This is a genomic window from Streptomyces sp. 8P21H-1, from assembly GCF_013302945.1.
This window is the reverse complement of record NZ_JABTYA010000131.1, coordinates 1-11,773: the sequence shown is the minus strand read 5'-3', so window position 1 is coordinate 11,773 and position 11,773 is coordinate 1. Positions and strand designations below refer to the sequence as shown.

Below are 11,773 nucleotides of genomic sequence, written 5' to 3'. Positions count from 1 at the left end.
CCGGGGCCGGGGCCGGGGCCGGGGCCGGGGCCGGGGCCGGGGCCGGGAGTTCCGGCAGCCGCTCCCGTCGCACCGGGGCGGGAGGCGGACGTCTGCGAGGGTGACTTCGCGGGACGACGGTGGGCGACCGGTTCGGACACAGGCGTCTCCTCGTTCCGTCACGCGGGGGCCCGCCCCGCCCTTCGGGTCCCGGCGGGGCACCGTGGTGCCGCGTGGAGCACGGCGGAGGCCGTATCTTCGCGTCTCGATCTCCGCGTCTCGATCTCCGCGTCTCGATCTCCGCGTCCCATCGTCCCCCGCGGACGGACCGGCGGCATGCCGGGCTCGGCCGGCCGGGTGAACACGCCCACCTGAGCCACGGTCCGCCTCCGGCATCACCGTCGTGAGGAATCCGTCGCCGCAGGTCAGCCCGCCCTGTGACGCCGGGCACAACGCAAGCATCCGGGCGACCCGCCGCCTGCCGGACGCTTCACCGGGTATACGGCATCCCGTGCACACTCCTCCCGTCGAGCCCCGGACGTCGTCGGACGCCCCCACCGCGCTCAAAAAGGTCCTGACCACCCCGCTGCTCTACTTCTTCATCCTCGGCGACGTCCTGGGCGCCGGCGTGTACGTCCTGGTCGGCCAGGTCGCGGCCGACGCGGGCGGTGCCGTGTGGGTGCCCCTCGTCGTGGCACTGTGCCTGGCGCTGCTGACGGCCGCCTCGTACGCCGAGCTGGTCACGAAGTACCCGCGCGCGGGCGGTGCGTCCCACTACGCCACCCTGGCCTACGGGCCCTTCGCCGGGTTCCTCGCCGGGTTCTGCATGCTGGCCGCCGGCATCGTGTCGGTGGGCGCCCTGGCCCGCGGCTTCGGCGGCGACTACCTGTCCGAGTTCGTCACGCTCCCCGTGGTGCTCGTGGTGATCGTCTTCCTGGGGGCGCTGGCGCTGCTGAACGCGCGCGGCATCAGCGAGTCGACACGGGCCAACACGGTCGCGACGGTCATCGAGGTCGGCGGACTGGTGCTGGTGATCGGGCTCGGTGCCTGGATCGTGCTGCGCGGCGACGGGGACGTGGGCCGGCTGGTGGACCTGGGCACGCCGGAGAACGGGCCCGCCGCCGCCGTGCTGAGCGGGGCGGTGCTCGCCTACTACTCGTTCGTGGGGTTCGAGACGTCGGTCAACGTGGCCGAGGAGACCCGTGACCCCCGGCGCGCGTACCCCAGGGCGCTGTTCGGGGCCCTGGTCACCGCGGGCGCCGTGTACGCCCTGGTCGGGGCCGCGGCCGCGGCGGCCGTGCCGACCGGGAAGCTGGCGGAGTCCAGCGGCCCGCTCCTGGAGGTCGTCCGGGCGGCAGGCGGGGTCCCCACGGAGGTGTTCAGCGCCATCGCCCTGGTGGCGGTCGCCAACGGCGCGCTGCTCACCGGCATCATGTCCTCACGGCTGGCCTACGGCATGGCCCGGGACGGTCTGCTGCCGGGATTCCTGACCAAGGTCCTGCCGGGCCGGCGCACACCCTGGGCCGCGATCGCCGCCACCACGGCGCTCTCGCTCCTGCTCGCGCTGACCGGTGACGTCGCCACTCTCGCCTCGACCCTGGTGCTGCTCCTCCTGGTGGTCTTCTTCTTCGTCAACACCGCGCTCCTCGTCCTGCGGCGGGACGCGGTCGCCCACGACCACTTCAAGGCACCCACGGCCGTGCCGGTCCTGGGGGCGGTGTCCTGCGTCGTGCTCGCGACCCAGATCGAGCGGGACGTCTGGCTGCGGGGGCTGCTCGTGCTCGCGGTGGGCGCGACCCTGGGCGTCGTCGCGGCGGTGCGGCTGCGGCGCGCCCGCTGACCCGGACCGGGCGGCAGGCGCACGGACGGCGGGCAGGCGCACGGACGGCGGGCAGGCACACGGGCGGGGCGGGAACCGCTCCCGCCCACCGCCTGCTCACTTCTTCGGGTCGTGTCCCCAGTTCATGAGGGAGTACCGCCACCTGGTGTCCGTGACGTCACCGGAGGGCTGCTGCTTGAGGTGCCGGTGCACATAACCGACGACCTTCCGCATGTGCGCGATGTCCTCGTCGGTCAGGTCGGCCTTCTTCTTCTCCAGCAGCCCGACGATGCGGCGCCCGTACTCGTGCCCCACGCTCTCGCCGCCGTCGGACTGGCCCACGCTCTTCGAGTCGTCCGTGTCCAGCCACTTCTTGAGGCTGCCCGGCGTCATGTTGACGGCGTCGCCGAACTCCTTGATCGTGTCCTCGCGGCTCGTGTCGTCCTTCGCGCTCATGACCCGCCGCTCTTCTTGCGCAGGGACCCGGGCTTGTGGACGGCGCTGCGGCCGGACTTGTCGCTCTCGACCTCGTACTGCGGTTCGTCCTTCGAGGCGTCGACGCTGCGCCCCGCCACCTCACCGCGTCCGGTGATCTTCTTCTTCACCTTGCCGGGGACGGTCTGCCCATGACTGCTCCAGGAGACCTTGTCGCCCTTCTTGAGTTTCTTTTCCTTCGCCACGGCTCGCACACTCCCTCGGTCACGCCCCCTCGGTGACGTCAACTCTCCCGTCCTTCACGGCCGGGCGCACTTCGGCGGGCCACCGGCGTGAGGCCGGGCGGGGGCAGCGGAAGGACCGCGCCCGCGCGCGGCGACGGCACGGACCCGGCGGTCCGGTTCGGCGCGGGTCCGGACGGGCGGCTCCTCCACGGTTCCGCCGTGGCTGCCGACGAAGCGGTGGGCGGCACCGTCCGGCCGGTCGCGAGGGAAACGTGCGAACGGTGCTCCCGGATCGCGGGCGACCGGTTCCAGGGGTGAAGTAGGGGTAACCGTGGACGTACCGGATGTCCTGCCGAACACCCCTGCGCGACTCCCTCCCCGTCCCCTCCCTCCCCTCTCCCCTGTCCCTCCCCTCCCTCCCTCCCTCCTGGAAGAAGACCGCACATGACCCACGACAAGCCCCTGGCCCTCGTCACCGGTGCCTCCAGCGGCATCGGGCTGGAACTGTCCCGGCAACTGGCCGAGCGGGGCTTCGACCTCGTCGTCAACGCCGAGGACGGCGTACGGCTCCAGGAGGCGGCCGAGCAGCTGCGCGCGGCGGGGGCCCAAGTGGAGGCGGTCCAGGGCGACCTGCGCTCCTACGAGGCCACCGAGGCCCTCTTCGCGGCCGCCACGACACTGGGCCGGCCGCTCGACGTCGTCGTCCTGAACGCCGGGGTGGGGCGGGGCGGGGCGTTCGCCGACACCGACCTGGCGGACGAACTGGAGATCGTCGACCTCAACGTCCGCTCGACGGTGCACCTGGCCAAGCGCGCCGTACAGGACATGGTCGTACGCGACACGGGCCGTATCCTCGTCACCTCTTCGATCGCCTCGACGATGCCCGGCTCCTTCCAGGCGGTCTACAACGCCTCCAAGTCGTTCCTGCAGTCCTTCACCGAAGCGCTGCAGAACGAACTCAAGGACACCGGGATCACCCTGACCGCCCTGATGCCGGGGCCGACCGAGACCGACTTCTTCCACCGCGCCGGCATGGACGACACGAAGATCGGCCAACAGGACAAGGACGACCCCGCACAGGTCGCCCGGCAGGGTCTCGACGCCCTCTTCTCCGGCAAGGACAAGCTCGTCGCCGGCTCCCTCAAGACCAAGGCGCAGGGGCTGGCCGACAAGGTGCTGCCCGACAAGGCGAAGGCACAGGCGCACCGGAAGATGGCCGAGCCGGGCTCCGGCGACCAGCAGAACTGAAAGCCACGAACCGGAAACCGCGAACCCGGCACCCGACATACGGCACCCGGCACCCGGCACCCGGCACCCCGAGGAGACAGCATGGCGATCGCGCCCGATACCGCGTACACCCGTATCGGACAGGAGGTGGCGGCCCACGCCCACAAGGCCGTGGTCTCGGGGCTGATCCTCTCGGGCATCCGGCCCGTCTGGGTCGCGCCGTAGTGGGACTCCCGGCTGCATCTGGCGCACCCGCCGTCCGCGGAGGCGTTCGCGGCGGCGTTCGAGGAGCATCCGGACGCCAAGGGCGCGCTCGTGACCACTCCCACCCCGTACGGCACCTGCTCCGACCTGTCCGCCGTCGCGCGGGTCTGCCACGAGCGCGGCAAGCCGCTCGTCGTGGACGAGGCGTGGGGCGCCCATCTGCCGTTCCACCCGGATCTCCCGACCTGGGCCATGGACGCCGGGGCGGACGTCTGCGTCACGTCCGTGCACAAGATGGGCTCAGGGCTGGAACAGGGTTCGGTCTTCCACCTCAAGGGCGGACTCATCCACCCCGAGGTGCTCAAGAGCCGCGAGGACCTCCTCGGCACCACGAGCCCCTCCGTACTGCTGTACGCCGCCATGGACGGCTGGCGGCGCCAGATGGTCGAGCACGGCCGCGCCCTCTACGACGACGCGCTGGCCCTCGCCGCGTCCGTCCGCGACCGGATCGCGGGCATCGACGGCATGCACGTGCACGGGAGGGGCGACTTCTGCGGGAGCGGCCTCGCGGCCGACCTGGACCCGCTCCAGGTCACCGTCGACATCACCTCGCTCGGCACGACCGGTTACCGGGCGGCCGACTGGCTGCGCGAACACCACCGGATCAACCTCCACCTGTCCGACCACCGCCGCATCAGCGCCCAGCTGACCCACGCGGACGACGAGGACTCCACCCGGGTCCTCCTCACGGCCCTGCGCGACGTCGCCGCCCACGCGGACGAGCTGCGGCCCGCGGAGGAGGTCGAGGTCCCGGACCCCGGGGGGCTGCGGCTGGAACAGGTCATGCTCCCGCGCGACGCGTTCTTCGGGCCCACCGAACAGGTGCCCTGGGAGAAGGCGGCCGGCCGCGTCACCGCGGAGATGCTCACCCCGTACCCGCCCGGCATCCCCGCCGCGCTGCCGGGCGAACGGCTCGACACGGAGGTCCTGAACTACCTGCGCACGGGCATCGACGCGGGCATGGTCGTACCGGACGCGACGGACACGGAGGTCAGGAGCGTACGGGTCGCGGTCACCACGCCCTGACCCCGGGGCCCTGGATTCCACGGTCCCGGGGCAGACGAAGACGGCCCCGCCCCCACTGTGGTCGGGGCGGGGCGGGGCCGTCTTCGTCCGGTCAGTTCTCCTCCCGGACGTCGTCCGGGTGGAGTCCGGCCTCCTCCATCGCCTCACGCAGGGTGCGCCCGGTGGCGCCGTTGTCCTGCTCGGCCGACGCCTCCTCGTCACGGGCCGCCACGACCTCGTCGGTGGACGTCGTCTTGGGGCGGTTCTCCTCGGGAACGGTCACGGCTACTCCTTGCGTGCGGTGCGGGACGAACTCGGGACGGAGGGCCGGCTCGCCCTCCGTGGAATGCACGGGTAGCCGTACCTCCCAGGACGAAACGTGCAGGTCGCGCTCGGGACGCGCAGGAACGGGCCGCCGTACGGCGGTCCGGGAGGAGGCACCGGTGGATCATTGGGGAGGACCGGCTGTCCCGGAAGCCGCGGACACGCACTCCGCCCACACCGTCTTGCCCGGGCCGCCGCGCCGGGGGTGCCAGCCCCAGCGGTCGGCGAGCGCCGCGACGAGGAGCAGCCCCCGGCCGCCGGTGTCCTCGGTTCCGGGGACGGACAGCGCCCGCGGGTCCGGCGGGGTGCGGTCGCCGCGCGTGTCGGTGACCTCGACCCTGACCGTGCGGGCGGGCGCGCCCACCCGCAGGAGCAGATGGAAGTCCCGGCCGGGGACATGGCCGTGCCGTACCGCGTTGGCGGTCAGCTCGCCGAGCACCAGCACCACCTCCTCGTGCGGACGGGTGCCGTACGGGATGTCCCAGGAGTCGAGCCGGTGCGCGGCCAGCCGGCGCGCGAGGCGGGCACCACGTGGGGTGGAGGTGAACCGCATCTCGAAGGACAGGTTCAAGTTGCCCTCGGGGCAGGTGGGTTGAGAGGTGCCGTTGGGGCTGGGGAGGTGGCTCGTCATGCCGACGACGATGCCGCCGGTAGCGTAGCGTGACCAGTGGTGACGCACCGACGTGGTCCGTTGTACGCACGGTGGCGGTACGGGTACGAGACGCGCGGCGTGACGAGGCTGCCGGGGCGGCGTTGGACCAGGAATACGAACGAGGGGGCCGGGGCCGTGGTGACGGAGGATGCGGATGCGGGAGAGGCGACGGCGGACACGTCCGGCCAGGCGGTGGTCGTCGCGTTCGGGCAGACACTGAAGACGCTGCGGGTGCGGGCGGGCCTGGAGCGCGAGGAGTTCGGGCGGCGGATCGGCTACTCGGCGTCCACGGTCGCGTCGTACGAGCAGGGCAGACGCATCCCGTCGCCCAGGACCATCCAGCGGGCGGACGAGGTACTGGACGCGGGCGGCCTGCTGACGGTGTGGAAGGACCAGGTGGAACGGGCGCAGTACCCGGTGTTCTTCCAGGGGATGGCGACGTTGGAGAAGGAGGCGCTTGAGCTGCTCGCCTACGACACCCACGTACTCAACGGCCTGCTCCAGACCGAGGATTACACGAGGGCGGTACTCGACATGCGGCGCCCGGTACTGGACCCGGAGACGATCGAGCAGCGGGTGGCGGCCCGCCTGGCCCGGCAGGACATCCTCAGCCGCCGGCCCGCGCCGCTCCTGGGTTTCGTACTTGAGGAGGCGGCGCTGCGGCATCCGTGGGGAGGCAAGGCCGTGCACCGCGGCCAGTTGGAACACCTGCTCCTCATCGGCGGCAAACAGAGCGTCGAGATGCAGGTCATGCCGACGGACCGCGAGTGCAACGCCGGTGTGGACGGTGCGTTCACGGTCATCACCCGCAGGGACGGAACTAGGTTCGTCTATACGGAAGTTCAAGGAAACAGCGCTCTTCAGACCGAGCCGGAACAGACCACACTCGCCGCTGCTCGTTATGGGATCATCCGATCACAGGCTCTCCCCTCCCGAGAGTCGTTCGACTTCGTGGAAAGGTTGCTGAGATCCCTATGAACAGCTCTGAGTCCTCGGTCGTCGAACCCGGCCCCGCCTGGCGGAAGAGCAGCTACAGCGGAGCTGAGGGCGGCCAGTGCGTCGAGGTCGCGGCCGGCACGGCAGCCGTACACGTCCGGGACTCCAAGTCCGCGGCCGGGCCCGTGATCCGCGTGTCGCGTGAGGCATGGGCGGGGTTCGTCGGGAGTGCCTGACGGCCTGTCGTCATCGCAAATCCCCGAGTGGAGAAGACAAGACACATGTCCGTGGAGCAGCAGTCACCCACCGTGCGTGAGGTACTCCGGAGTCTTGATGTGTTCGCGGGTCCGCTGCCGCGGTTCTCTCCGCGGGAGGCCCCGGACTCGCCTCAGGAACTGTTCGTCGAGTGGCTGACGGAGGCCGTCGCGGCAGGGGTGCGCGAACCGCATGCCATGACGCTGTCGACGGCGGGGCAGGACGGCACGCCCTCCGCCCGGGTGCTGCTGCTGAAGGACGTCGGCCCGGCCGGCTGGAGCTTCGCCGCTCACGCGGCCAGTCCCAAGGGCCGTGACCTGGCGGCCACGCCCGCGGCCGCGCTCACGTTCTACTGGCCGCAGCAGGCCCGCCAGGTACGGCTGCGTGGCGCGGTGGCGCCCGGGAGCCCGGAGCTCAGCGCCCAGGACTTCCTCGCCCGCCCGCTGGGCTCCCGCGCGGAGGCGCTGGCCGGGATGCAGAGCAGGCCGCTGGACGACCCGGGGAGCGTCTCGGCGGCGACCGAGGAGGCGCTCGCCCGGCTGGGTCACGAACCGGACCTGGTGGTGCCGGAGTGGACCCTGTACACCCTGGCTCCCCGGAGTGTGGAGTTCTGGCAGGGTGACAAGCAGCGCAAGCACACCCGGCTCGTCTACCTGCGCTCCGCCGAGGGCTGGGACAAGCAGCTGCTCTGGCCGTGAAGGAGATGGCCCTCGCGCACCAGGCCGGGCTACGTCACGGGCGTCGCGCCTCCTGCGTGGCGTCGATCTCGGCGATGAGGGCCTCGATGCGGGTCCTGATCCCGTCGCGGATCGGGCGGACGGCGTCGACGCCCTTGCCGGCCGGGTCCTCCAGGGCCCAGTCGAGGTACTTCTTGCCGGGGAAGACCGGGCAGGCGTCGCCGCAGCCCATGGTGATGACGTAGTCCGACGCCTGGACCGCCTCGGTGGTGAGGATCCTCGGCCGGGCGGCGGAGATGTCGATGCCGGCCTCGGCCATCGCCTCGACGGCCGCGGGGTTGACCTGGTCGCCGGGGACGGAGCCGGCGGAGCGGACCTCGACGCGGTCGCCCGCGAGGTGCTGGAGGAATCCGGCGGCCATCTGCGAGCGACCGGCGTTGTGGACGCAGACGAACAGCACGGAGGCGAGCGGAGCGGAGGACATGCGTTCTTCCTTCTCAAGGCGAATCAGGCACGGACTCAAGGTGAATCGGGCACGGACCGGTCCGGGTGGCGGTGGCCGGGCGCCCGTCCGGCAGGGCGGGACGGACGCGGGGGACATGAAGAGACCCCTTCGACGGGCCTACAGGTCAGCCCCGGCTGGTATCAGCACCGGCTGATGTGACAGTATCAGCCCATGATGACGTCAGTCGACACTGACCTGATCCGGGTGCTGGCCGACCCGCTCAGGCTCCGGATCGTGACCCTGCTCGCCCGCGAGACGCTGTGCACCACCCACCTGGTGGAGGAGACCGGCGCCAGGCAGACCAACCTCTCCAACCACCTGAGAGTCCTGCGTGAGGCCGGGGTCGTCGAGACCGAGCCGTGCGGACGCTTCACCTATTACAGGCTCCGCCCCGATGTCATCGCATCGCTCGCCGGACAGTTCGCCGACCTGGCCGAACAGGCCCGTACCACCACCGGCAACAAGAGGACCTGCCCGTGACCCGCGCCGAAACGCCCGCGACGGCGCGGGAGGCATCCGTCGTCGCCGAGCTCTCCACGCTCGACCGCTACCTCGCCGTGTGGATCCTGCTCGCCATGGCCGTCGGCCTCGGACTCGGCCGGGCGGTTCCCGGACTGGACGACGCCCTGGCGGAGGTGGAGGTCGGCGGGATCTCCCTGCCGATCGCGCTCGGCCTGCTGATCATGATGTACCCGGTCCTGGCCAAGGTCCGCTACGACAGGTTCGACGCCGTCACCGGCGACAAGAAGCTGATGATCTCCTCGCTGGTCGTCAACTGGGTCCTGGGACCCGCGGTGATGTTCGCGCTGGCGTGGCTCTTCCTGCCGGACCTGCCCGAGTACCGCACCGGCCTGATCATCGTCGGGCTGGCGCGCTGCATCGCCATGGTCATCATCTGGAACGACCTGGCCTGCGGCGACCGCGAGGCGGCCGCCGTCCTCGTCGCGCTCAACTCGGTCTTCCAGGTGCTGGCGTTCGGCCTGCTGGGCTGGCTCTACCTGGACCTGCTGCCCGGCTGGCTCGGCCTGGGCGACGGCGAGCACCTGGACATCTCCATGGGGAAGATCGCGCTCAACGTGGCCGTCTTCCTCGGCGTCCCGCTGCTGGCCGGCTTCCTCACCCGCCGGATCGGCGAGCAGAGGATGGGCCGAGAGGACTACGAGCGGAAGTTCCTGCCGAGGATCGGACCGTGGGCGCTGTACGGGCTGCTGTTCACGATCGTCGTCCTCTTCGCCCTGCAAGGGAGGACGATCACCTCACAGCCGCTGGACGTCGCCCGGATCGCGCTGCCGCTGCTGGTGTACTTCGCGGTGATGTGGTTCGGCACCTTCGCGCTCGGCAAGGCCATCGGTCTCGCCTACGACCGCACGGCGACGCTCGCGTTCACCGCGGCGGGCAACAACTTCGAGCTGGCCATCGCGGTCGCCATCGCCACCTTCGGCGTCACGTCGGGCCAGGCCCTGTCCGGCGTGGTCGGACCGCTCATCGAGGTCCCGGTGCTGGTGGCGCTGGTGTACGTCTCCCTGGCCTGGCGGCGCAAGTTCACGGGTGCCCGGCCGGGTTCATGACGTGATCCACCGATGCGGTGCCGGTCGGCGGCCGGTCTCCCGTCAGGCGGCGGCCGGCAGGGTCAGCAGCTTGCCCATCGCGGCGAGCACCGACGGCTCGACCCGGTAGTACACCCAGGTGCCGCGCCGCTCGGAGGTCAGCAGCCCGGCCTCCTTGAGCTTCTTCAGGTGGTGGGAGACGGTCGGCTGGGAGACACCGACATCGGAGATGTCGCACACGCACGCCTCCCCGCCCTCGTGCGAGGCCACGGCGGAGAACAGCCGCAGCCGGACCGGGTCACCGAGCGCCTTGAACATCCGCGCGGCCGCCTCGGCCTCCACGGCGGTCATCGGCCGCTCCGTCAGCGGCGGGCAGCACGGCGCCACGTTCGCATTCGACATGCGTCCATGTTGACACGCGTCGAACCAGTACGGAGAGGCCCGTCACCCACGCACGAGACGGCGGCCAGACGCCGGGCGATCCACTCCCGACGTCGATGCGCCCCATCAGCGGACCCCTTCTTAATTCGATGAATGTCTATGTTGACGCTCATCAATACAGATGCCATGCTGGGCCGCACAAGCCATCGACAGACGTCGAAACACGCAAGGAGCCGCCGTGAACGCGCCCGCCACCGAGCTGCCCGTCGTCGTGATCGGGGCCGGTCCCGCCGGTCTGGCAGCCGCCGCCCACCTGGTCGACCAGGGCATCGAGCCCCTGGTCCTGGAAGCCGGCCCACGGGCTGGCACCTCGGTGCGTGAGTGGTCGCACGTGCGCCTGTTCTCCACCTGGGGCGAGGTCGTCGACCCGGCCGCCGAGAAGCTCCTGGCCCCCACCGGCTGGACGCGACCGGACCCGGCCACCTACCCGTCCGGCGGTGACTGGGCCGAGCTGTACCTGCAGCCGCTGGCCGACGTCCTGGGTGAGCGCGTACGCACCGGCGCCACCGTCACCGGCGTCTCCCGGGCCGGCCGGGACCGGATCGTGGACGCCGACCGCGAGCGGCAGCCGTTCGCCGTGCACGTCGCGCACGCAGACGGCCGTGAGGAGCGGCTCCTCGCCCGCGCGGTCATCGACGCCTCCGGCACCTGGACCACACCGGGTCCCGCCGGCGGCAGCGGGCTGCCCGCGCTCGGCGAGAAGGCTGCCGCGGACCGGATCACCTACCGCGTCCCGGACTTCAAGGACCCCGCCGTCCGCGCCCGGTACGCCGGCAAGCGCACTGCCGTCATCGGCTCCGGCGCCTCCGCGTTCACCGCCCTCGCCCATCTCGCCGACCTGGCCGGGGCCGCCGACGGCGCCGGGACGAAGGGCGTGTGGATCCTGCGCCGGGGCATCTCGGGCTCCACCTTCGGCGGCGGAGAAGCCGACCAGCTCCCCGCCCGCGGCGCGCTCGGTCTCGCTGCGAGGGCCGCCGTCGACGCCGGCCACGCCGACGCGGTCACCGGCTTCCGCACCGAGGCCGTCGAGCGCGACGGCGACGGCCGCCTGGTCCTGGTCGGCGAGGACGGCCGCCGCCTGGACGCGGTCGACGAGGTGATCGTGCTGACCGGCTTCCGCCCCGACCTGTCCTTCCTGGAGGAGCTGCGCCTGGGCCTCGACGAGCGCCTTCAGGCGCCGGCCGGGCTGGCTCCGCTGATCGACCCCAACCAGCACTCCTGCGGCACGGTCCCCCCGCACGGCCACCGCGAGCTCGCCCACCCGGAGCAGGGCGTGTACCTGGTCGGGATGAAGTCCTACGGCCGCGCCCCGACGTTCCTCGCGATGACCGGCCACGAGCAGGTCCGCTCCGTCGCCGCGGCGATCGCCGGCGACCTCGACGCGGCCGACCGCGTGGAGCTCACCCTGCCCGAGACCGGGGTCTGCGGCGGCGCCGGCCTGTTCGACGCCCCCGACGCCCAGGAGGGCGACGGCGGCGGTTGC

14 protein-coding genes and 1 pseudogene are annotated in these 11,773 nt (G+C 71.8%); 9 read left to right on the top strand and 6 right to left on the bottom strand.

Annotation, left to right across the window (positions count from 1 at the left end):
- Positions 1 to 565 precede the first annotated feature (565 nt).
- The gene (locus HO151_RS02380; protein WP_173894470.1) at positions 566 to 1,819 is read left to right on the top strand and encodes an APC family permease; all 1,254 of its coding nucleotides are present in this window, start codon (positions 566 to 568) and stop codon (positions 1,817 to 1,819) included.
- Positions 1,820 to 1,915: 96 nt separating this feature from the next.
- Here the strand turns inward: HO151_RS02380 and HO151_RS02375 are convergent, their stop codons facing one another.
- Positions 1,916 to 2,254: a DUF3140 domain-containing protein gene (locus HO151_RS02375; protein WP_173894469.1), complete on the bottom strand. Its 339-nt coding sequence runs from the start codon at positions 2,252 to 2,254 to the stop codon at positions 1,916 to 1,918.
- Complete coding sequence (locus HO151_RS02370; protein WP_173894468.1) at positions 2,251 to 2,478, bottom strand: DUF2945 domain-containing protein; 228 nt, start codon at positions 2,476 to 2,478, stop codon at positions 2,251 to 2,253. The genes HO151_RS02375 and HO151_RS02370 overlap by 4 nt, the downstream gene beginning before the upstream one ends.
- Before the next feature lie 423 nt (positions 2,479 to 2,901).
- On the opposite strand from HO151_RS02370, the gene HO151_RS02365 reads away from it, so the two are divergent.
- Together HO151_RS02365 and HO151_RS02360 are read left to right on the top strand one after the other, a co-directional pair.
- Positions 2,902 to 3,705, top strand: coding sequence for an SDR family oxidoreductase (locus tag HO151_RS02365; protein WP_173894467.1), 804 nt, complete (start codon positions 2,902 to 2,904; stop codon positions 3,703 to 3,705).
- Positions 3,706 to 3,819: 114 nt separating this feature from the next.
- Positions 3,820 to 4,974: pseudogene (locus HO151_RS02360) on the top strand (aminotransferase class I/II-fold pyridoxal phosphate-dependent enzyme); the annotation flags it as partial.
- A 91-nt stretch (positions 4,975 to 5,065) separates the two neighbouring features.
- Here the strand turns inward: HO151_RS02360 and HO151_RS02355 are convergent.
- Positions 5,066 to 5,305: a hypothetical protein gene (locus HO151_RS02355; protein WP_173894457.1), complete on the bottom strand. Its 240-nt coding sequence runs from the start codon at positions 5,303 to 5,305 to the stop codon at positions 5,066 to 5,068.
- Between the two features lie 96 nt (positions 5,306 to 5,401).
- Complete coding sequence (locus HO151_RS02350; RefSeq protein ID WP_173894466.1) at positions 5,402 to 5,908, bottom strand: ATP-binding protein; 507 nt, start codon at positions 5,906 to 5,908, stop codon at positions 5,402 to 5,404.
- A gap of 156 nt (positions 5,909 to 6,064) precedes the next feature.
- On the opposite strand from HO151_RS02350, the gene HO151_RS02345 reads away from it, so the two are divergent.
- The 3 genes from HO151_RS02345 to HO151_RS02335 are packed head-to-tail and all read left to right on the top strand — an operon-like array spanning position 6,065 to position 7,818.
- On the top strand, positions 6,065 to 6,907 hold the full coding sequence (locus HO151_RS02345) for a helix-turn-helix domain-containing protein (RefSeq protein ID WP_368039391.1): 843 nt from the start codon (positions 6,065 to 6,067) through the stop codon (positions 6,905 to 6,907).
- The gene (locus HO151_RS02340) at positions 6,904 to 7,101 is read left to right on the top strand and encodes a DUF397 domain-containing protein (RefSeq protein WP_173894464.1); all 198 of its coding nucleotides are present in this window, start codon (positions 6,904 to 6,906) and stop codon (positions 7,099 to 7,101) included. The genes HO151_RS02345 and HO151_RS02340 overlap by 4 nt, the downstream gene beginning before the upstream one ends.
- Positions 7,102 to 7,146: 45 nt before the next feature.
- Positions 7,147 to 7,818 carry a pyridoxal 5'-phosphate synthase gene (locus tag HO151_RS02335; protein WP_173894463.1) on the top strand — a complete coding sequence of 224 codons (672 nt, stop codon included), beginning with the start codon at positions 7,147 to 7,149 and terminating at the stop codon, positions 7,816 to 7,818.
- A gap of 34 nt (positions 7,819 to 7,852) precedes the next feature.
- Here the strand turns inward: HO151_RS02335 and HO151_RS02330 are convergent, their stop codons facing one another.
- Entirely contained in the window at positions 7,853 to 8,281 is a 429-nt protein-coding gene (locus tag HO151_RS02330) for an arsenate reductase ArsC (protein WP_173894462.1), read from the bottom strand.
- 192 nt (positions 8,282 to 8,473) lie between these two features.
- Between HO151_RS02330 and HO151_RS02325 the strand changes: the two genes are divergently transcribed.
- Positions 8,474 to 8,782, top strand: a complete 309-nt coding sequence (locus HO151_RS02325; protein WP_173894461.1) for a helix-turn-helix transcriptional regulator — start codon at positions 8,474 to 8,476, stop codon at positions 8,780 to 8,782.
- The gene (gene arsB / locus HO151_RS02320; protein ID WP_173894460.1) at positions 8,779 to 9,870 is read left to right on the top strand and encodes an ACR3 family arsenite efflux transporter; all 1,092 of its coding nucleotides are present in this window, start codon (positions 8,779 to 8,781) and stop codon (positions 9,868 to 9,870) included. Before HO151_RS02325 ends, arsB begins: the two co-directional genes overlap by 4 nt.
- Before the next feature lie 42 nt (positions 9,871 to 9,912).
- Here the strand turns inward: arsB and HO151_RS02315 are convergent, their stop codons facing one another.
- Positions 9,913 to 10,251, bottom strand: a complete 339-nt coding sequence (locus tag HO151_RS02315) for a helix-turn-helix transcriptional regulator (RefSeq protein ID WP_173894459.1) — start codon at positions 10,249 to 10,251, stop codon at positions 9,913 to 9,915.
- 217 nt (positions 10,252 to 10,468) lie between these two features.
- Between HO151_RS02315 and HO151_RS02310 the strand changes: the two genes are divergently transcribed.
- A partial coding sequence (locus tag HO151_RS02310) for an NAD(P)-binding domain-containing protein (protein ID WP_173894458.1) occupies positions 10,469 to 11,773 on the top strand: 1,305 nt, incomplete at its 3' end.